The sequence below is a fragment of the Ruegeria lacuscaerulensis genome (assembly GCF_013034745.1).
GTDB classification, from domain to species: Bacteria; Pseudomonadota; Alphaproteobacteria; order Rhodobacterales; family Rhodobacteraceae; genus Ruegeria; species Ruegeria lacuscaerulensis_B.
In genome coordinates this window covers 57,906-77,056 of record NZ_WQGP01000004.1, presented here as the reverse complement: position 1 = coordinate 77,056, position 19,151 = coordinate 57,906, and the positions used below count along the sequence as shown (strand labels likewise).

Annotated in this window: 19 protein-coding genes; 6 read left to right on the top strand and 13 right to left on the bottom strand. The window is 59.7% G+C overall.

Going from position 1 to position 19,151, the window contains the following annotated elements; genetic code table 11:
• Nucleotides 1-30: 30 nt before the first annotated feature.
• Nucleotides 31-1,518, bottom strand: coding sequence for an ABC transporter substrate-binding protein (locus GOV79_RS08860; protein WP_170785238.1), 1,488 nt, complete (start codon nt 1,516-1,518; stop codon nt 31-33).
• Between the two features lie 171 nt (nt 1,519-1,689).
• On the opposite strand from GOV79_RS08860, the gene panB reads away from it, so the two are divergent.
• The 3 genes from panB to glpK all read left to right on the top strand — a co-directional run bounded on the left by panB (nt 1,690) and on the right by glpK (nt 4,917).
• Nucleotides 1,690-2,529, top strand: coding sequence for a 3-methyl-2-oxobutanoate hydroxymethyltransferase (panB, locus tag GOV79_RS08855; protein WP_170789511.1), 840 nt, complete (start codon nt 1,690-1,692; stop codon nt 2,527-2,529).
• Nucleotides 2,526-3,368: a pantoate--beta-alanine ligase gene (gene panC, locus GOV79_RS08850; RefSeq protein WP_170789510.1), complete on the top strand. Its 843-nt coding sequence runs from the start codon at nt 2,526-2,528 to the stop codon at nt 3,366-3,368. The genes panB and panC overlap by 4 nt, the downstream gene beginning before the upstream one ends.
• A 70-nt stretch (nt 3,369-3,438) precedes the next feature.
• On the top strand, nt 3,439-4,917 hold the full coding sequence (glpK, locus tag GOV79_RS08845; protein WP_170789509.1) for a glycerol kinase GlpK: 1,479 nt from the start codon (nt 3,439-3,441) through the stop codon (nt 4,915-4,917).
• A 13-nt stretch (nt 4,918-4,930) separates the two neighbouring features.
• Here glpK and smpB read toward each other — a convergent pair whose 3' ends face one another.
• The 10 genes from smpB to GOV79_RS08795 all read right to left on the bottom strand — a co-directional run bounded on the left by smpB (nt 4,931) and on the right by GOV79_RS08795 (nt 13,083).
• Entirely contained in the window at nt 4,931-5,413 is a 483-nt protein-coding gene (gene smpB, locus GOV79_RS08840; RefSeq protein ID WP_170789508.1) for an SsrA-binding protein SmpB, read from the bottom strand.
• Nucleotides 5,414-5,454: 41 nt separating this feature from the next.
• Complete coding sequence (gene idi / locus GOV79_RS08835; protein ID WP_170355873.1) at nt 5,455-5,997, bottom strand: isopentenyl-diphosphate Delta-isomerase; 543 nt, start codon at nt 5,995-5,997, stop codon at nt 5,455-5,457.
• Between the two features lie 152 nt (nt 5,998-6,149).
• Nucleotides 6,150-6,563, bottom strand: a complete 414-nt coding sequence (locus GOV79_RS08830) for a c-type cytochrome (protein WP_170772938.1) — start codon at nt 6,561-6,563, stop codon at nt 6,150-6,152.
• Between the two features lie 113 nt (nt 6,564-6,676).
• The gene (locus GOV79_RS08825; RefSeq protein ID WP_170789507.1) at nt 6,677-7,696 is read right to left on the bottom strand and encodes a P1 family peptidase; all 1,020 of its coding nucleotides are present in this window, start codon (nt 7,694-7,696) and stop codon (nt 6,677-6,679) included.
• Between the two features lie 81 nt (nt 7,697-7,777).
• Complete coding sequence (locus tag GOV79_RS08820) at nt 7,778-8,524, bottom strand: SDR family oxidoreductase (protein ID WP_170789506.1); 747 nt, start codon at nt 8,522-8,524, stop codon at nt 7,778-7,780.
• 55 nt (nt 8,525-8,579) lie between these two features.
• Complete coding sequence (arfB, locus tag GOV79_RS08815) at nt 8,580-8,999, bottom strand: alternative ribosome rescue aminoacyl-tRNA hydrolase ArfB (RefSeq protein WP_170772944.1); 420 nt, start codon at nt 8,997-8,999, stop codon at nt 8,580-8,582.
• 263 nt (nt 9,000-9,262) lie between these two features.
• Complete coding sequence (locus GOV79_RS08810) at nt 9,263-9,907, bottom strand: queuosine precursor transporter (RefSeq protein ID WP_170789505.1); 645 nt, start codon at nt 9,905-9,907, stop codon at nt 9,263-9,265.
• A 91-nt stretch (nt 9,908-9,998) separates the two neighbouring features.
• Nucleotides 9,999-10,883, bottom strand: a complete 885-nt coding sequence (locus tag GOV79_RS08805) for an esterase-like activity of phytase family protein (RefSeq protein ID WP_170789504.1) — start codon at nt 10,881-10,883, stop codon at nt 9,999-10,001.
• Nucleotides 10,856-11,719: a penicillin-insensitive murein endopeptidase gene (gene mepA / locus GOV79_RS08800; RefSeq protein WP_170789503.1), complete on the bottom strand. Its 864-nt coding sequence runs from the start codon at nt 11,717-11,719 to the stop codon at nt 10,856-10,858. Before mepA ends, GOV79_RS08805 begins: the two co-directional genes overlap by 28 nt.
• Nucleotides 11,716-13,083: an MFS transporter gene (locus GOV79_RS08795; protein ID WP_170789502.1), complete on the bottom strand. Its 1,368-nt coding sequence runs from the start codon at nt 13,081-13,083 to the stop codon at nt 11,716-11,718. The genes mepA and GOV79_RS08795 overlap by 4 nt, the downstream gene beginning before the upstream one ends.
• Before the next feature lie 131 nt (nt 13,084-13,214).
• Between GOV79_RS08795 and GOV79_RS08790 the strand changes: the two genes are divergently transcribed.
• From GOV79_RS08790 to yaaA, 3 genes are all read left to right on the top strand, one after another.
• Nucleotides 13,215-13,502, top strand: coding sequence for a YggT family protein (locus tag GOV79_RS08790; protein WP_170772954.1), 288 nt, complete (start codon nt 13,215-13,217; stop codon nt 13,500-13,502).
• 78 nt (nt 13,503-13,580) lie between these two features.
• A complete protein-coding gene (gene recQ, locus GOV79_RS08785; RefSeq protein WP_170789501.1) occupies nt 13,581-15,620 on the top strand; it encodes a DNA helicase RecQ in 2,040 nt (679 codons plus the stop codon).
• A 32-nt stretch (nt 15,621-15,652) separates the two neighbouring features.
• Nucleotides 15,653-16,423, top strand: a complete 771-nt coding sequence (gene yaaA / locus GOV79_RS08780; protein WP_170789500.1) for a peroxide stress protein YaaA — start codon at nt 15,653-15,655, stop codon at nt 16,421-16,423.
• Here the strand turns inward: yaaA and GOV79_RS08775 are convergent.
• On the bottom strand, nt 16,414-16,872 hold the full coding sequence (locus tag GOV79_RS08775; RefSeq protein ID WP_170789499.1) for a VOC family protein: 459 nt from the start codon (nt 16,870-16,872) through the stop codon (nt 16,414-16,416). The two genes, yaaA and GOV79_RS08775, sit on opposite strands and share 10 nt — an antisense overlap.
• A 9-nt stretch (nt 16,873-16,881) precedes the next feature.
• Nucleotides 16,882-19,086, bottom strand: coding sequence for a response regulator (locus GOV79_RS08770; RefSeq protein ID WP_170789498.1), 2,205 nt, complete (start codon nt 19,084-19,086; stop codon nt 16,882-16,884).
• Between the last annotated feature and the right edge of the window lie 65 nt (nt 19,087-19,151).

Sequence of the window (19,151 nt, the reverse complement as noted above, 5' to 3'; positions counted from 1 at the left end):
TGAGGCCGCGCAACACGGCCCCAGTTCCGGTCATTCAGACCAACTGATCTGCGTCAGGTCGATGGCAGCCGTGGGCGCGTTCTCCCAAAGGCCCTGCACACCTGCTTTGGCAACACCCAGCTTGGCCAGCTGAAACAGGTAGCCATTGACGAAATCAGTGGCGATCAAGCGTTGCGCATCGCCCAGCAATTTCTTGCGCTGATCCGGATCGGTGGTTTCGTTCAACAGTTCCATCAGAGCCTGAAAATCGCTGCTGTCATATTGGAAGTAATAGTCGGGCCGCGCATAGATGCCGATATCCATCGGCTCGGTATGGCTGACGATTGTTAGGCCGAAATCCTTGCCCTTGAACACCGATTCCAACCATTGCGCCCACTCAACATTGATGATCTCGGCCTTGATCCCGACCTCGGCCAGTTGCGCCGCGATGATCTCACCGCCGCGACGGGCGTAAGAGGGGGGCGGCAGGTGCAACGTGGTTTCGAACCCGTCAGCATAGCCTGCATCAGCCAGAAGCTGTGCGGCTTTCTTGGGGTCATAGGCCGAATTTCCGGTCAGGTCGACATAGGCCGGATTGTGCGGTGCGAAATGAGTGCCGATGGGGGTGCCATAGCCGAACATCGCTCCGTCGATGATCGCCTGCCGGTCGATCGCATGGGCCAAAGCCTGCCGCACGCGGATATCGTCAAAGGGCGGCTTTTTGTTATTCGTGGACAGGATCGTCTCGCCCTCGGTCGAACCGACCAGCACCTGAAACCGCGAATCCGCCTCGAACTGAGGCAGGTTTTCGGGGGCCGGGAAATTGTCGAACACATCCACATCATCGGCCATCATCGCAGCAAATGCAGCGGTCGGATCCGAGATAAACTTGAACGTAGCGGTCTCCAACGCGGGTTGATCGCCCCAATAGTTCGGGTTGCGGTTCAGCGTGATGCTGTCGCCCTGCACCCAGTCGCCAAAGGTATAGGCCCCGGTACCAACCGGGTTGGTCTTGATGTTCTCGATGCTTTCAGGCGCGACAATCACCGCATCGCCCCACGCCATGTTGAACAGGAAGTTCCCGTTCGGTGCAGACAACGTGACCTTGACGGTCAGAGGATCGACTACTTCGACACTGTCGATCCCGGCAAACAGGGCTTTCTGCGCGTTGGCGCTGTCTTCGGCGCGGGCGCGGTCAAGGCTGAACTTGACGTCCTCGGCATCCATGGTCGAGCCATCGTGGAAGGTCACACCATCATGCAGCTTGAAAGTGTAGACAGTGCCGTCATCCGAAATCTCCCAGCTTTCCGCCAGCCCCGGCACGACCGAGCCATCGCCCATAAAACGGGTCAACCCTTCGAAGATATTAGTATAAACGACCGAATCGATGGCCTGCGCGGCGGCGCTTGTCGGGTCCAGATGCGGAGGCTCCAACTGCATCGCAATGGTAATATCGGATTTGGCCCAAGCCTGCCCGGCGAAGAGGCTGGCTCCCACGGCCAACACCGACGCAAAGGACCGAAACGTCTGCTTTGTCATGTAAATCACTCCCCACTGAAAATGTGTGACCCTTCGTTTCCGAGGGTCGTTCTGAGACCAATGTCCCCATAAACCCAAGGTCAATCAAGGAAATGTTCGCGCAACCGGGGTTTCTATGGCCCCTGTCGATCTGTTATGCCGCGCTGCAACATGAACCCCGGAGCAACGATCATGAGTGCCACCGCCCGCAAAAAAGCCCCAAACGCCCAGGATATCCGCGACCTCAAAGGCGGCGAGCCCATAGTCAGCTTGACCGCGTACACCACGCCGATGGCGCGGTTGATGGATGCTCATTGCGATTTCGTACTGGTGGGCGACAGCGTCGGCATGGTGCTGCACGGGCTGGAATCGACGCTGGGCGTGACGATGGAGATGATGGTGATGCACGGGCAAGCCGTCGCCCGGGGGCTGAGTAGCGCGATGATGGTCATCGACATGCCGTTCGGTAGCTATGAACACTCGCCGGCCGACGCCTTTCGCAATGCCGCGCGGCTGATGGCCGAGACCGGCGCGGGGGCCGTCAAACTGGAGGGTGGGGTCGAGATGGCCGAGACCATCCGCTTTCTGGTCCAACGCGGCATTCCGGTGATGGCCCATATCGGCCTGACCCCACAATCGATCAACACGCTGGGTGGCTACAAGGTACAGGGCCGCGATGATCAGGCCGAGGCGGTTCTGGCCGACGCCCACGCCGTCGCAAGCGCAGGCGCGTTTTTGGTCGTGTTAGAGAAGGTTCCGCAAGGCCTGGCCGATCGCATCACAGCAGAGGTTGCGATCCCCACCATTGGCATCGGTGCATCTGCGGGCTGTGACGGGCAAATTCTTGTGGTCGACGACATGGTGGGCTTTTTCACCGCCTTCAAACCGAAATTCGTCAAACGCTATGCCGAACTTGGCCCGCTGGCCGAGGCCGCCATCGCCGAATACGCCGCCGAAGTGCGCGCCCGCAGCTTTCCGGCGGACGAACATGTTTTTGCGGATCAGGCCCCGTCCAAAGGACCAAAGACATGACAGCCCCCATCCTGCGCCGCCTTGCCGATCTGCGCGCGCTGACATCCCAATGGCACCGCCAGGGCGAGGTCATCGGCGTGGTCCCCACCATGGGCGCGCTGCATCAGGGGCATCTGTCGCTGGTTGAGGCCGCCAAGGCCGGGGCCGACCGCGTCATTGTCACGATCTTTGTGAACCCCAAGCAGTTCAACAACCCCGAAGACTTGGCCAATTATCCGCGCACGGAACATGAGGACGCGCAGAAACTGGGCCCATTTGACGTGGATGCGATATACGTGCCCGATCCTGATGAGATCTATCCGCAGGGCTTTGCCACCACTGTGTCCGTCACTGGCCTGACCAATGTGATGGAGGGTGAATTCCGCCCCGGACATTTCGACGGCGTCGCCACTGTCGTCGCAAAACTGTTCCTGCAAACTCAGGCAGACAGAGCCTATTTCGGAGAAAAAGACTATCAACAGCTGATGGTCGTGCGCCGTATGGCCCGCGATCTGGACATCCCGATTGAGGTCGTTGGCTGCCCTACCGTTCGCGAACCCTCGGGGCTGGCGATGTCTTCGCGCAACCTGCGCCTGTCACCCGAGGGGTTGGAGGTTGCTGCCAACAAGCATCGGATCATGAGTGATCTGGCCAACGCACTACGAGACGGGGCAGAGTTTGACGCTCTGGCCGCGCAGGCGCAGACCGATCTGCTGTCCGCAGGGTTTACGCAGGTCGAATATATCCAACTGCGCTGCGCCGAGACGCTGGAACCGCTGACCCATGCCGACCGCCCCGCCCGGCTGTTTGTGGCCGCTTGGGCAGATGGCGTGCGACTGATCGACAATATTCCGGTCTGAACGCTCTGGCACCCGCGCTATTGTTTGCGCTAAACTCCTGCAAAACCAATACCGGAGGGGGGCGCGGGGCATGACCTATATTCTCGCTATTGATCAGGGCACCACATCATCGCGGGCCATTCTGTTTGACGCTGAAATGCAGCGCGCGGGCACCGCGCAGCACGAATTCACCCAGCATTTCCCGCAGGAAGGCTGGGTCGAACACGACCCCGAGGAAATCTGGGACAGCGTATTGCGCGTCTGCCGCGAAGTGATGGACACCAACGGCGTCACCTCCGACCAGATCGCCGGTATCGGCATCACCAACCAGCGTGAAACCACCGTGGTCTGGGATCGCACCACCGGGAAACCGATCCACAACGCCATCGTCTGGCAGGACCGCCGCACCGCCGAGATTTGCGCGCGCTACAAACAAGCCGGGTGCGAGGATGATGTGACCGCCCAGACCGGCCTGCTACTGGACCCATATTTCTCGGGCACCAAGGTGAAATGGCTGCTGGATACTGTCCCCGGCGCGCGCGAAAAGGCCGAAGCCGGAGAGCTGCTGTTCGGCACCATCGACAGTTTTCTGATCTGGCGTCTGACCGAAGGCCGCAGCCATGCCACTGACGCCACGAACGCGGCACGCACCCTGTTGTTCGACATCCACAAAGGCGAATGGAGCACGGAGATCTGTGATCTGCTGGACGTGCCGATGAATATGCTGCCGCAGGTCCATGATTGTGCCTCGGACTTCGGAGAAACGACTCTGTTTGGGGGAAATATCCCAATTCTGGGTGTGGCGGGCGACCAACAGGCCGCCACCATTGGGCAGGCGTGTTTCCAACCGGGCATGATGAAATCCACCTATGGCACGGGCTGTTTTGCGCTGCTGAACACGGGCGACAAACCCGTTGAGTCGAAAAACCGCCTGCTGACTACCATCGCCTATCAGCTTGACGGCAAGCGGACCTATGCGCTTGAGGGTTCGATCTTTGTGGCCGGGGCTGCGGTGCAATGGCTGCGTGATGCGTTGCAGATCATCAAAACGGCCCCCGAAAGCGGCGACTTGGCGCAACAAGCAGACCCTAATCAGCATGTCGTGCTGGTGCCCGCTTTTACCGGGCTGGGCGCGCCTTACTGGAAACCCGATTGCCGGGGCGCAGTGTTTGGTCTCACCCGCAATTCGGGCCGAGCCGAATTCGCCAAAGCCACTTTGGAAAGCATCGCCTACCAGACCCGCGATCTGTGGCACGCCATGCAAGGCGATTGGGGCGCGGATACCGATGTGACGCTGCGCGTTGATGGTGGCGCCAGCGCCTCGGATTGGGCGATGCAGGGGTTGTCGGATTATCTGGGGGCTGAAGTTGACCGTCCGGTGATGCAGGAAACCACAGCCTTGGGGGCTGCATGGCTGGCCGGGATGCGCGCAGGCGTTTACCCCGATCAGCAGGGGTTCTCGGAAACATGGGCGCTGGATCGCCGGTTCGAACCCGAAATGTCGCAAGAAGACCGTGACGCCGCCTATGATCGATGGAAACGGGCTGTGTCGGCAGCGATGGCGTTCTGAACCGGGTGAGGGATCAGCTATGATCCTTCATCAACCGCTGCTTCTGACGTGACCAATCGCGTTTGGCCTGCGATTCACGCTTATCGTGCAGTTTCTTACCCTTGGCGATGCCGATCTTCAGCTTAGCCCGACCCTTGTGGTTGAAATACAAAACCAGCGGCACCAGCGTCATGCCCTTTCGCTGAGTCGCGTTCCACAGATTCGACAATTCTTTGCGCGACACCAACAACTTGCGGCGGCGGCGTTCTTCGTGTTTGAAGACTTTCGCCTGCTCATAGGGCGCGATATAGCTGTTGATCAGCCACAGCTCACCGTCATCGACCGAGGCATAGCTTTCGGCAATGTTCGAACCACCCGCGCGCAGAGATTTGACCTCGGAGCCTTCCAGTACAATGCCGCACTCAATATCCTCTTCGATCGCGTAATCGAAGCGGGCCCGCCGGTTTTCGGCGATGACTTTGTAATTCGGGTCGGTCTTCTGCTTTTGCTTGGCCATGACGCGTTGATTTAGGCGGCTTGGCGCGGCCTTGCAAGCCCTCAGGTCTTGGCGGAGATGATCAGGTCGGGGCCGAAAATCGTGTCGGCGTGGTTGTGCAGATAAATCTTGAGCCAGGGCGTGAATCGCGCGGGGTGGCGCTGCACCTCGGCCAGAAGGTCGTGATAGTCGATCCAGCGGATATCCATCACCTCATCTGGGTTCGGTTCGATCTGCAATGGCCCACGTACATGGGCGAGGAACACGTCCACCACCTCATGCTCGATCATCGAATTGCCCACATCGGCGTGGTATTCCAGCCGGTGGCGATATTCTGGATAAAGCCCGGTAATCCCCAACTCTTCGCGCAGGCGGCGCACTGCGCATTCCGAGGGCGTCTCACCCCAGTCGGGATGGGTGCAGCAGGTATTCGCCCACAGGCCCGGCGTGTGGTATTTGCCCATCGCCCGACGTTGCAGCAAAATCTCGGTCCCGCGCACGACAAAGACCGACACCGCCTTGTGCCGCAAACCCTTTTCATGCGCTTCAAGCTTGTCCACGGGGGTCAACTCGCCATCGACCCAGGCCGGGATCATGATTCCCATCTTTCAACTCCTGCTGCCTGCCCGACGGACAGGTCGGACTCGTTCGGCTGCGTATTTCCAAGGTGGCGATGTTGAGCACTCATATCAATCGCACGAAAGGCCGCAGGGGGACTGCGGCCTTTCGATGAATCACAGTAGATCGGTGTCAGATATTATTCGCCCGAAACGCTGACGATATAGGCATAGACGTCTTCACCGCCGGATTTCAGCCGGAAGGTCATTTTCGACTTGGCCGCTGTGTCATCCAGATAGGTTTTCAGGAAGGCTTTGGGGTCCTGAACATATCCAACGAAAGTCGTTTCATCCCAGACCAGGCCATTTTCACCTGCAGCGACAAGGCTGTCGCCATATTTGAATCCATCAACGGTACCAGCGGTACGGCCTGCGATGGCGTAGAGGTTCGGACCGGTCTTGCCGCCTTTGACGATGGCTTCACCGGAGGCATCGGCGATCTGGTGGCAGGACTTGCATTTGTTGAACGCTTTCTTGCCCGCTTCGGCGTCACCTTCTGCATAGGCAGGAAGGGCCAGAAGACCGGCAACTGCGGTGGCGAGGATACGATTCATAGCTTTTGCTCCGATACGAATTGGCTGCACTGAATGGATCGTCAGTGTAGATGAGAGTCAACGCGCAGATTGCCGCGCGATGGCACTGTGTCACAGCCCGACTTTGGTCGTCCTTAACTTAAGTCATGTATCTGTGACCAACAGGGTAACAGATCCCCTGTCTGTGGCGTCGCCTCAAAGACGGCGCGACCTATGGCGCGGGCCAGACAGACGGCCGCTGAGTGTCCCAGCGCTCCTATCTGCATCGGGTCACCCCCAAGCGGGCGGGTCCCCGTGCTGACTGCAAAGACCAGGTCCCCGTCGCCCGGCGCATGGGCGGGAACGATGGCGCGGGCAATACCATCATGGGCGGCAACCGCCATTCGATGACATTGCGACTTGGACAGTTTGGCGTCGGTGGCGACAATCGCGATGGTGGTATTTGCTTTGTCCGGCGCCGCCGGGTGCATGGCCTGCGCCTTGCGGCTGGGGGCGGGGTGTCCCAGGCCCGAGGACGGGTCTGGGCCGAGCCCTCCGAATTCATTACCCACTTCGAACGGAGCGGCCCAGAAATGGCGATCGCCCGGCGTGGTGACGCTGCCCAGTGGATTCGCCGCCACCAAAGCGCCGACCGTGACGCCATTGGGAAGAACGGCTGAGGCCGAGCCCAGCCCGCCTTTTTGCATCGCTGCCAATGCGCCGGTGCCAGCCCCGATGCTGCCGAGTTCAAATTGATCTGAGGCCGAGAGATACGCTTGATGACCCAAGTTGCGATACGGGTTTTCCACCCATGCCTTTTCACCGCCGTTCAGCAAGTCAAACAGGATGGCGCCCGGAACGATGGGGACCACAGCCGCGCCAACGGCGAAGCCCCGACCCTGCGCGCGCATGGCATCTGAGACGCCGGAGCAGGCATCTAACCCGAAGGCCGATCCCCCGGACAAAACGATGGCGTCGACTCGGTCCACGGATTTGTCCGGGGCGAGAAGGTCCGTCTCACGCGTGCCCGGAGCGCCGCCCATCACATGGACCGATGCGGTGAATGGGCTGGCGCAGGTCAGGACTGTGGTGCCGGATTTCAGCACGGCGTCCTGCGCGTTACCAACCAGCAGGCCGGGAACATCGGTGATGAGGTTTTTGGATCCGGGGGTCACGATTGGCTGGTCCGTTGGGGGTGGGAAGCGCGCAGGCGCGCTGCCTCCGGCGGGGATATTTTTGGCCAGATGAAGGGCGGATCAGATACAGCGGCCACCATCGACCTCCAAAGCTGTGCCGGTGATCATGCTCGCCTCATCCGAGCAAAGGAACAGGGCGGCGTTTGCCATGTCTTGCGGGGTTGAGAAGCGGCCAAGCGGGATAGTTGAGAGGAATTTGGCACGGATTTCCGGGGTGTCTTCGCCCATGAAGGATTTCAGCAGTGGAGTTTCACCGGCCACCGGGCAGATGGCGTTGACGCGCACGCCGGATGGGGCCAGTTCCACAGCCATGGTTTTGGTGGCCGTGATCATCCAGCCTTTGGACGCGTTGTACCAATTCAGGTTCGGGCGCGGCGACAGGCCCGCCGTGGAAGCCACATTGAGGATCGCGCCTGTGCCGCGTGCCTTCATCGCAGGGACAAAGGCGCAGGCGGTCAGGTAGACAGATTTCATGTTCACTTTGAAGACGCGGTCGAAATCATCCTCAGTCACGTCCTCTAGCGGAGTTGGCAAGTGGGTAACGCCCGCATTGTTGACCAAAATATCGAGGGTTCCAAAGGTTGCGGCTGCGGCGTCGGCCATGGCCTGAACCGAAGCTCGATCAGCTACATCTACCTGTTGCGCGGTGGCTTGGTCGCCAAGGGACGTGACCATGTCTTGTGCCGCGTCGCCGTTGATATCTGCAACCATCACGCGGGCACCTTCGGCTATGAATGTCTGCGCGATGCCTGCACCGAAACCGGATGCACCGCCGGTTACGATTGCCGTTTTACTCTTAAGCCTCATAGCCTTGCCCTCCCGTTTGGTGGTCAGACTAGCAAGGCGCGGGGAAACTGCCAGTTCAATCTTCGTTAACCCGTCCGCGCAGTGCCTTGACGTCAGAGCGCGCCTTTTTCGCTGCCAGCCGCCGTTTAACCGAGCCATAGGTGGGTTTGGTGGCGATGCGCCGTTTGGGTTTGACCAGCGCGCGGGAAATCAACTCGGCCAGACGGGCGCGGGCCAATTCTCGGTTCCGGGCTTGTGACCGAGTTTCCTCGCACTGGATGATGATCGCGCCGTCCTTGGTCCAGCGCCGTCCGGCCAACCGTTTCAGCCGCGCCTTGACCGGATCGGGCAGGGATGGTGAGCGCGCGGCCTCGAACCGCAACTCGACCGCGGTCGAGACCTTGTTCACATTCTGCCCACCGGGGCCGGAGGACCGAACAAAGGTCTCGGTCATTTCCCAGTCTTGCAGGATGATATCGTCGGTGATGCGCAACATGAGGCGGACCTTAGCGGGCGCGGGCGGAAACAAAAAGGGCCGCCCCGGTGGGACGGCCCTTCGAAAGTACAGGAGGTTGGGTCGGTTAGATCAATCGACCAGCCGGGGTAAACACCCCGCCAAGGGCTGCCCTAGCAGGCGATCCCCCCGGTTGTTCCGACACCTCTCTCCAATCTCTTTCTCGACACTGGATCACCTCCTTTTCTATCTGTTGCGGTTGATAAGGATGGTGACACAAGATGCGCTATTCTCAAAGCACTTTTTTATGCGGGCTGTGCAGTCAATCGACCAACGATCACTTTGAACGGGATCAGGGCGATCAGGGCCAGCGACAGTTTTACCAGCCAATCCGCAAAGGCCAGCGTCACCCACAAGGGTGCCATCGGGCCGGTCAGCATGAAGGGCACGGGCTCCCACGCCCAATTGATCGCGGCGTCCGCATTGGCGCCGAAGAACGTGACCGAGGCCGAGAAGGCCAGCGTAAAGAAGATCGCCGTATCCAGCGCAGATCCAACCAGTGTCGATACCAGTGGCGCGCGCCACCAGCGTCCGCCGCGCAGCGAATTGAACACGGTGACGTCGGTCAGTTGCGCGATCAGGAAAGCGGTGCCCGAGGCTACGGCGATGCGCAGCGGGACGGCGGCATAGGTGAACCCGTCACCTTGCAACAGGATCTGGCTGCCGATCAGCGAGCAGATGATGCCAGTGACAAACCCGGCGAACACGACCTTGCGGGCCGGGCCCACGCCGTAGACGCGGTTCATGATGTCCGTGACCAGAAAGGCCAGCGGGTAGGTGAAAGCACCCCAGGTCAACAGCCCGTCAAAGATCAGGAACTGGACCAGAAAGTTCGAGGCCACGACAATGGCGGCCATGGCAAAAATGCCGGGAATAAAGCTGCGTTGCATATTTTGATGCCCGTTTTGTCAAGGTAGCGGCGACTTGGCCAAGGGACCGTCCCAAGGCAAGCCGTGCGTTTAGACCCTTGGGCCGTGTGTGTCAATCGGGCAGCAGATACTCGACCAGTTCGGTGCGTTGCAGCGCCAGAAAGTTGTCATCCGAGATCATGGTGGCGTGCAGGCGCTGCTGATCGTCGCGCCAGATCGACAGCCCTTCGAGGTTGTCATGGGTGCCGGTGGTGGTTTCGAACAGAATCTCCTCAGAGCGGGGCACATCGCCGGTGATCAGCCAGCGGCGCAGACGTGAACGAAAGCCAGTCCAACCCACCGCACGTTCCAGCAGGTAGAACCGACCATCTGGGCCAAAATCAGCGGCAACGGGAAGAAATTTACCGCGCTGCGGCAAGGTAAAAGGCATCGACCAGCCCTGACCGTCCCAGCGATAGACGGGAATATCACCCTGCGCGGTGCGGTTCTTTTCCGGCAAGGTATAGAGACGACCGCTGGAATCCATCGCCAGCGCCTCGAACGACCCGTTGCCATTCAATGCGTCGAACGTTTTAGGGCGCGGCAGAACACGGGCTTTGGCCTTTAATCCGGTGTAATGCGCGACACGGTGGATACCCTCGAAAGAGATGTAATAGCTGCCATCCGGGGCAACGGCGATCCCTTCGGAATCGCCCGCTGTGCCAGACATGGCGCGCCCAGTGCTGGACAAAAGCCGCGCGTGGTCGGTCAGGGTGACGCCGGTGATCTGGCCCCTGTCGCGCTCGATCCGGGCCTCGATGACCGTGGACCGATCGCTAAGCGCGATTATGCGCCGCCCCTGATCATAGACATGAACGGCAGAAAATCCGCCGAACCACGCGGCGGGGTGTTTCCAGGTGTAGCTGCTCAGGTGCGAGGCCGTTTTTGCCTCAACTGCCCAAACAGCACCTGCGACCAGAGACGCGGTGATCAGTTGGATTGCAGAACGGCGGCGCATTGTTGGGGCAGATCGGCAAGTCGGTATTCTCGCCGGGGCTTCGGCGCAGGCGCGTTCGGGTCCGGTGGCGGCGGGTTGAGGATGTTGTTCACCCATTCCTGCGCCTGTGAACAGCCGTCACCCTTGGGGGGTGGGTCCTGATTGACACAGCCGCGCGACCCTTTCGGGCAAGCCAGGCGAACGTGGAAGTGATAGTGATGCCCCCACCACGGGCGGATCTTGCGTAAATAGGCACGGTTGCCTTTCTCATCCTTGCACATTTGCACTTTGGCACCGGGGAAGACAAAAATCCGAGCGACGCGCTTGTCCTTTGCAGCTTCGCGCAGCACTGCGTGGTGTTGCTTGGTCCAATTGCCGTTTACAAAGGCCCCGTTTTCACGGCGCAGGGAGATGGACGAGATATTCTCGCGCGCCTTGCGGGACAGGCGCATATTGTCACCGGGCAGCATCCAGATGTCGATATCCAGACCCAACTGGTGCGAGCGGTGTCCCGAGGTCATCGGCCCGCCTCTCGGCTGGCTGATATCCCCGATATAGAGACCATTCCACCCCGGCTGTTTCGCCGCAAACCGGCTGAGGTCCTGCACGAAGTCGATCGCCTGCGGATGCCCCCAATTGCGGTTGCGCGACAGGCGCATGGCCTGCCAAGTCGGACCGGTTTCGGGCAGCTGCACCGACCCTGCCGCGCATCCGCGCGAATAACTGCCGAAAGCGGCCGGTTTTTGAGCCGAGCTTTGCTTTTGCGCGCCAAATAGCTGCTTGGCCAGAGGTTGCGCCCCGGCCGTGCCTGCCAGTGTCAATGCGGCCAGAACGGCCAAAAAACGTAATAAAATCATCTGCTCTGATCCCCTTCCGGTTTCACCCAGCGCATCAGGACTAGACCCAGAATAAACAAAGCGATGATTGGTGACACCCCCAGACGCGCACTGCCCGTCGCAGTTGTTGCAATTCCGATCAGCATGGGCGCGGCAAAGGCGGTTGCGCGCCCTGACAGACCATATAGGCCAAAGCTTTCCACCGGAGCCGTAGGATCGGTATGACGCACCATCAGCGACCGGCTGGCCGATTGCAGAATACCCCCCATACCGCCGATCAGAACGCCACAGCCGAAGAACACCATGTCCGGCAGGCCTGACCCTTCGGGCAATGTGATCCCGTAAATCTGTGTCCGGTCCATCGACACCACCGTGACGCAGACAAAGATCAGTACCCAGATGGCGACCAAGATCACTGGTTTAGGGCCGTATTTCTTGTCTGCCTTGCCCCCAATCCACGCAAAGATGGCCGAGGCCAGAACGCTCACAATTCCAAACACGCCGATCTTGATAAGGCCCCATTCCAGCACCAGCCGCGCATAGACCCCGCCAAAGCTGTAAAGCCCGTTCAACGCGTCACGGTAGAACATGGACGAGCCCAGATAAGTCGCCAGACTGACCCGGTGGCGCAAGTCCGAGATGGATTTGCCCAGCAGTTTCAGCGCATCCCCGACCGAGCCCTGTTTTCCGCTGTCAGGATCGTCCTTTACCCACAGGAAATAGGGCACCATGAACAGGATGAACCAGATCGCGGTAAAGGGTCCGACGAACCGCGTGCCCTCCTGATTGGCCGCATCCAGCCCTAGGATCGGTGCAATCCCAATCAGCGTCTTGCCGTTGGGTTGTTCGACAAACAGCGTCAGCATGATCGCCAGCGAGATCAACCCGCCAAAATAGCCAAAGGCAAAGCCCGAGCCTGAAATCTCACCCACTTCATTATCATCGCCCAGTTCGGGTAGTTGCGAGTTGATAAAGATCAGCGCGTATTCAGCGCCCACAAAGCCTAGACCAAAGGCCGACAGCATCAGCCACATGTTTGACCCATCAGGCAGCGTGTACCACAGCGCGGCGGACCCCACGGCATACATGACCGAGAAGGCAAAGATCCAAGGGATGCGCCGCCCCGACACATCGGCCATTGCTCCCAGCAACGGCGCACCAAACGCGATGATCAGCCCAGTGATCGTCAGGCAATTTGCCCAAACCGTCTGCGCCCGCGCTGCGGCGGCTTCGGCATCCAGCCCGGTGCCGCTGAAATACCCCGCCGCAATCCCTGCGAAATAGGGGCCAAAGACAAATGTCACCAGCAATGTATGAAAAGGTTGCGACGCCCAATCGAAAAACCACCAGCCCCAGATGCGCTTGCGCTTGGAAATCTCTGCCATGACCGCCCCTGTTTTTTTCTTGCGTCAATAAGACGGGGCTTTGGGTCAATTCGCAAGCGTTCTGTGGGCGCGGGCTTGCTCTTTGACGCAAGGGCGCTTAGGTCTCAGGCAATCGACCACCCGGAGGCCCCATGCTGTCGTTGATCCAAATTCTGCTGCTGATCCTGGACATTGTCTGGTTCATCATTCTGGCCCATGTGATCATGAGCTGGCTGATCAACTTTCAGGTGCTCAACCTGCATCAGCAACTGGTGGCACAAATCTGGTACGGCCTGAACCGGATACTCGAACCGATCTATGGCCCCATACGGCGTTTTTTGCCCAATATGGGCGGTCTGGATCTGACACCTCTGGTCGTGCTGGTCGGTGTCTATGCGCTGCGGATCATTCTGATCAACAACATGGTCTATTTCGTCTGACCTCTTGTTCACCGAATCTTAGTATGTGATTGTCCTGTCTTAAGAGCAGAAAAACCTTAAAACAGGGCAACCCCGCAGATGTTCGACTCCGCGCCTTTGCTGCGAGATGTCTTTGGATTCGACGACTTCCGACCCGGTCAGGAAGAGATCGTCGACGCCGTGACGGCAGGCAAGAACGTGCTGGCCATAATGCCCACGGGCGGTGGCAAATCCCTGTGTTTCCAACTACCTGCCCTGTTGCGCGACGGGGTGACGGTGGTGATTTCCCCCCTGATCGCCCTGATGCGCGATCAGGTGCGCGGGCTGCAAGAGGCCGGGGTTGAGGCTGGCGCGCTGACCTCGGGCAACACCCCCGAAGAAACCGATGCGGTGTGGGAGGCGCTCGAAGCCGGGCGGCTGAAGCTGCTCTACATGGCTCCCGAACGTCTGGCCGCCGGGTCAGCTCTGGGCATGCTGCGCCGGATCAATGTCGGCCTTATTGCGGTGGACGAGGCGCATTGCGTCAGCCAATGGGGCCATGATTTCCGCCCCGATTACCTGCGGATCGGAGAGCTGCGGCGCGCACTGAACGTCCCCTTGGCGGCTTTTACCGCCACAGCGGATGCGGAAACGCAGGATGAGATTGTCGAGAAACTGTTCGACGGCACCGCACCCCGCAAATTCCTGCGCGGCTTTGACCGACCCAACATCCATCTGGCCTTTGCTGCCAAAGACGGGCCACGCAAACAGGTGCTGGATTTCGCCGCCGCGCGCAAAGGGCAATCCGGCATCGTTTATTGCGGCACCCGCAACAAGACCGAGGTGCTGGCGCAGGCCCTACGTGCCGAGGGCCATTCGGCCTGTCACTATCACGGCGGTATGGACCCCGAAGATCGCCGCATTGTCGAAACCCGCTTTGCGCGCGAAGATGGACTGATCGTGGTCGCGACCGTCGCCTTTGGTATGGGCATCGACAAACCCGATATCCGCTGGGTCGCCCACGCGGACCTGCCGAAATCCATAGAAGCCTATTATCAGGAGATCGGGCGCGCCGGACGTGACGGCGACCCTGCGGAAACGCTGACCCTTTTTGGCCCCGATGACATCCGCCTGCGCCGCGCGCAAATTGACGAGGGGCTGGCCCCACCGGAACGCCGCATGGCCGATCATGCCCGTCTGAACGCCTTGCTTGGGTTGGCCGAGGCGCTGGTCTGCCGCCGTCAAACCCTGCTGGGTTACTTCGGTGAACAGGCCGAACCCTGTGGCAAATGCGATCTGTGCGATGCCCCGCCCGAGGTATTCGACGGCACCACGCCGGTTCGCATGGCCCTGTCTGCCATCTTGCGCACCGAGGAATGGTTCGGCGCAGGCCATCTGATCGACATCCTGCTGGCCAACGAAACCGACAAGGTCCGCGCGCGGCGGCATGATGCGCTGTCCACATGGGGCATTGGAAAAGACTGGTCCCGCCCGCAATGGCAGGCAATTTTCCGGCAGATGATGGGGCATGATCTGGTCCGCCCAGACCCCGACCGCCATGGCGCGCTGCGCATGACCGAAGCCGCCAAACCGATCCTGAAGGGCGAGGCGCAGATCAACCTGCGCAAGGACACGATCCGCAAAGCCACCCGTCGCCCCGCCGTCAAAGCGATGGTGGCCGAAGAACACGCGCCGCTGCTGTCCGCGCTCAAGGCCAAACGCCGCGCGCTGGCGGAATCGCAGCGGGTGCCCGCTTACGTCATTTTCCCCGACCGCACCCTGATCGAAATGGCCGAGACCCGCCCTATGACTTTGGACGAGATGGCTCGGATCGGCGGCGTCGGTGCAAAAAAGCTGGAACGCTATGGCGACACCTTCCTTGAGGTGATCGCAGGTGAGGCCGCCGCGCTGCACCCTGCCCGGCGCAAACTGGCCGGGCGCGATCAGGGGGACATCTACGACCAGCTTTTGGCCGTTCAGAACGATCTGGCACGTGGGCCTGACGGGATCGACAAACCGCTGACCTGCTCTGCCTCGCAATTGGCCAAGGTCGCGCAATTGCGCCCCGGTGATCAGCGCGGGCTGGAACAAGTGCTGGGCGATCGTCGTCACGAAAGGTTTGGGGCCGCTTTTCTGGACGTCTTGCAACAAGCGGGCTAGATACCCCGAACAGGCAAGCGAAGAGGGCGGATATGCTGGTAGTGATTTCCCCGGCCAAACGGCTGGACTGGGCCGAGCGCGACGTGACGGTCACGCAACCGGATTTTCAGGATGACGCGATCCGGCTGTCGAAAACCGCCCGCAACCTGACGCTGGGCGATCTGAAAAAGCTGATGGACCTGAGCGATGATCTGGCCCGCCTGAACCGCGACCGCTATCGCGCCTTTTCTGATGCGCCTGAGGCCGATCTGACCCGCCCCGCAGCGCTGGCCTTTGCTGGAGACACCTATCAGGGGCTTGAGGCTACATCTTTGGATGCAGATGAAATGGCATGGGCACAGGATCACCTGCGCATTCTGTCGGGGCTTTACGGTGTATTGCGTCCGCTGGACGCCATTCAGGCCTATCGGCTTGAGATGGGCAGCAAGCTGAAAACCCGGCGCGGCAAGAACCTGTATGAATACTGGCGCGATCAGCTAAGCAAGGCTTTGAACGCGCAGGGCGTGCAGATCGGATCGGACGTGCTGGTGAACTGCGCCAGTCAGGAATATTTCGGCGCGGTTGATCCCAAAGCGCTCAAACTGCGGGTGATCACTCCTGTGTTCATGGAGGACAAGGCGGGCACCCCCAAGATCGTCAGCTTTTTCGCCAAGAAAGCGCGCGGGGCCATGGCGCGCTATGTCATCCAGCACCGCCTGACCGATCCTGCGGGGCTGTTGGACTTTGACAGCGGTGGGTATGAATACCGCCCCGACCTGTCATCCGAGGACAAACCCGTCTTTGTGCGCCCCTATCAGGCCTGATCCTGCATCGAAGTGTCATAAGCCACCAGCTCGACCGTATTGCCTTCGGGGTCTTCGGTGAAAATACCGCGCCAACCGATCCAGCCGAACTGCTCGACGCGGTAAGGCTGGCCCAACTGGTCATACCAGCGCAGGACGGCCTCTTGCTCCTGAAACGGCAAAGACAAAGCAATGTGATGCTGCGATGACCCGGCTCCGGTCGTGGGGCGGCCTGCACCTGCGGGATGCAAACCGGGGCGCGGAGCGGCCGTGTGGTGGAACAAGGCCAATACCTGCGTGTGGCCGCCAAATCCTGGGCCAATTCGAAAGATTGTGATGGCGCTGTTGTGGTCGCCGCTCAGGCGCTCCAACCCGATGACATTCTCATAGAATGCCACCATTGCGCGCATGTCTGCGCACCGAATGGCAATCTCGCCCAATGCGCGCGGTTGAAATCCACGGTCCGACATGGGTACAACCTAGGTGGGTTCCTTTGCGCTATCAATCACCGGCTGTGCGTCATCAGGCTCATGATCCAAGATCATCTGATGAATTTTCCGCTTTTGCAGCGGCTTGGTCAGGTAATGATCCAACCCCGCAGACAGGATACCCTGATCATCGCCCGCCATCGCATGCGCCGTCAGCGCAACGATTGGCACAGCGCGCCCGGTCTGGATCTCATGCCGCCGAATCTCACCCGTAGCCTGTTTTCCATCCATTCCGGGCATCGAGATATCCATGAAGATCAGGTCGGGGTTAAAATTCATATAAGCCTCAACCGCCTCGGCCCCGTTATTAGCAAAGCGCAGGTCAATGTTCAGCGTCTTGACCATCTTTTGCAGGATCAACTGGTTCGTCCTGTTATCCTCAGCCGCCAAGACGCGCATCAGGCGCTGATCCAAGGTGTCTGTGGCGGGCGCTGGCTCGGTTTCCTGTTGGGCGGGGGCATCCACCTTTTGTTGACCCAATGCAGTCAGGCGCGCGTAAAGCTCGGATCGCGGGATGGGTTTTTGCAAGACCCCTTCGATCAGGTGACGGGCGGGATTGGCATGTATAGTGCCGGGATTGGCAGACATGACCACAATCGGCAACTCACCCCAGCCCCGTTCCTTCAATGTGGTGGCAAGTTCCAACCCATCCATATCCGGCAGGTCGTGGTCGCACAGCACTAGATCGACCGATGAGTCGATAGCCGCCAACGCCTCACCCCCAGAGGTGCAGACAGTGACCCGAGACCCCAGCCGCCCAAGTTGTTTGGACAATATCGCGCGGTTGACCGCCAAATCCTCAACCACCAGCACATGGTTGAGCCTGCCTTCAAGATCAGGTGGTTCGGGCTGAGGACCTTCGGCCGTGGGCAGTGATATCCGAAACCCAAAGCACGAACCCTGCCCCGGATCGCCTTCCACCCAGATCGTTCCGCCCATCAACGTGATCAGACGCTTGGTGATAGCCAGACCCAGCCCGGTTCCTTCGAACTGGCGGTTTTTCTCATCTTCGACCTGATTAAACTCTCCAAAGATGTGGTCAATTTTCGCCTGCTCGATCCCGATGCCGGTATCTTCGATTGCCACGTGAATATCGCAGCTTTGCGCCTCGGCATTGGGGACGCCGGTGACGCGGATCAGCACATGGCCATTGGCAGTGAATTTGACAGCGTTGCCCACCAAATTGGTCAGAACTTGCCGCACCCGCCCCGGATCGCCAACAAACAGTGCGGGCAGGAACAAGTCATAGTCGACCAGCAAGGTCAGCCCCTTGTCCCGCACACCCGGTTGCAGCAACATCGCGACCTCAAGGATACAGCGTTCGAAATCGAACTGCTCGGGGTGCAGGACCAGCTTGTCAGCCTCGATCTTCGAATAGTCCAGAACATCGTTGATGATGACCAGCAACGCCTCGCCCGAATTGCGAATTGTATTGAGATAGAGCCTTTGTTCCTCATCCAAAGGTGTCTCGTCCAGCAATTCGGTCATGCCGACGATCCCGTTCATTGGGGTTCTGATCTCGTGGCTCATATTCGCCAGAAAGGCCGACTTTGCCCGATTGGCCGCTTCGGCCCGTTCTAGCGCTGATCGCAATTCAGCCTCATGCCGGACTGAAGCCGAAATATTCAGCGCTAGACTAACCACATCGCCGCCGTTGCCACGCTGATCGATGAGTTTGAAGTAGTGACCGTTCCATAGACGAATGACTTCGGGTTGCGGGTTGGCTTGCGTCCACCGTACCTTCATTCTTTCTATCCAGTCCGGGGCAGCCTCATCTCCAAGGTCGATCAGGCCCTCGGCTGTGAGAATTTCCAGAATACGGGGATAGGCAATGCCCGGCGCCACTTCTTCAATTCCGTCAAAGACGCTCAGATAGGCCGTATTGGCGCCGATCAGACGGTTATTACTGTCGAAAAACGCAAACCCGTCATGGAAGGTTTGAATCGAGTGCCACAGCCGCCGCTCGGCCACTTCAATCTTTGCATTGGCCAGTGTGAGGTCCGATTTGACCTTCTCATTCTCACCGCGGACGGTTTCAACCTCGGCCTGCGTCTCGCCAATTCGTTTGGTCAGAGCTATGGCGTGCAGGCCAAGCTTGCGGTTGGCCGCCGATAACTCGGCCTGTTTCATTTCAAGCAAGCGCTCAGCGGCAAGCCGCGCACGCCGTTCTTGTGCCAGTTTTGTTGCAAGACTCATCGTGGGCGATCCTCGGGCCATTCCGTCCCAGCATCCGGGCAGAGAGTGAAGAACTGCTTAAGCCG

What these genes read in the sequence shown, in the direction of transcription:
- GOV79_RS08860 (WP_170785238.1), bottom strand. Translation starts at nt 1,518, where the DNA reads ATGACAAAGCAGACGTTTCGGTCCTTTGCGTCGGTGTTGGCCGTGGGA.
- panB (WP_170789511.1), top strand. Translation starts at nt 1,690, where the DNA reads ATGAGTGCCACCGCCCGCAAAAAAGCCCCAAACGCCCAGGATATCCGC.
- panC (WP_170789510.1), top strand. Translation starts at nt 2,526, where the DNA reads ATGACAGCCCCCATCCTGCGCCGCCTTGCCGATCTGCGCGCGCTGACA.
- glpK (WP_170789509.1), top strand. Translation starts at nt 3,439, where the DNA reads ATGACCTATATTCTCGCTATTGATCAGGGCACCACATCATCGCGGGCC.
- smpB (WP_170789508.1), bottom strand. Translation starts at nt 5,413, where the DNA reads ATGGCCAAGCAAAAGCAGAAGACCGACCCGAATTACAAAGTCATCGCC.
- idi (WP_170355873.1), bottom strand. Translation starts at nt 5,997, where the DNA reads ATGGGAATCATGATCCCGGCCTGGGTCGATGGCGAGTTGACCCCCGTG.
- GOV79_RS08830 (WP_170772938.1), bottom strand. Translation starts at nt 6,563, where the DNA reads ATGAATCGTATCCTCGCCACCGCAGTTGCCGGTCTTCTGGCCCTTCCT.
- GOV79_RS08820 (WP_170789506.1), bottom strand. Translation starts at nt 8,524, where the DNA reads ATGAGGCTTAAGAGTAAAACGGCAATCGTAACCGGCGGTGCATCCGGT.
- arfB (WP_170772944.1), bottom strand. Translation starts at nt 8,999, where the DNA reads ATGTTGCGCATCACCGACGATATCATCCTGCAAGACTGGGAAATGACC.
- GOV79_RS08810 (WP_170789505.1), bottom strand. Translation starts at nt 9,907, where the DNA reads ATGCAACGCAGCTTTATTCCCGGCATTTTTGCCATGGCCGCCATTGTC.
- GOV79_RS08805 (WP_170789504.1), bottom strand. Translation starts at nt 10,883, where the DNA reads ATGCGCCGCCGTTCTGCAATCCAACTGATCACCGCGTCTCTGGTCGCA.
- mepA (WP_170789503.1), bottom strand. Translation starts at nt 11,719, where the DNA reads ATGATTTTATTACGTTTTTTGGCCGTTCTGGCCGCATTGACACTGGCA.
- GOV79_RS08795 (WP_170789502.1), bottom strand. Translation starts at nt 13,083, where the DNA reads ATGGCAGAGATTTCCAAGCGCAAGCGCATCTGGGGCTGGTGGTTTTTC.
- GOV79_RS08790 (WP_170772954.1), top strand. Translation starts at nt 13,215, where the DNA reads ATGCTGTCGTTGATCCAAATTCTGCTGCTGATCCTGGACATTGTCTGG.
- recQ (WP_170789501.1), top strand. Translation starts at nt 13,581, where the DNA reads ATGTTCGACTCCGCGCCTTTGCTGCGAGATGTCTTTGGATTCGACGAC.
- yaaA (WP_170789500.1), top strand. Translation starts at nt 15,653, where the DNA reads ATGCTGGTAGTGATTTCCCCGGCCAAACGGCTGGACTGGGCCGAGCGC.
- GOV79_RS08775 (WP_170789499.1), bottom strand. Translation starts at nt 16,872, where the DNA reads ATGTCGGACCGTGGATTTCAACCGCGCGCATTGGGCGAGATTGCCATT.
- GOV79_RS08770 (WP_170789498.1), bottom strand. Translation starts at nt 19,086, where the DNA reads ATGAGTCTTGCAACAAAACTGGCACAAGAACGGCGTGCGCGGCTTGCC.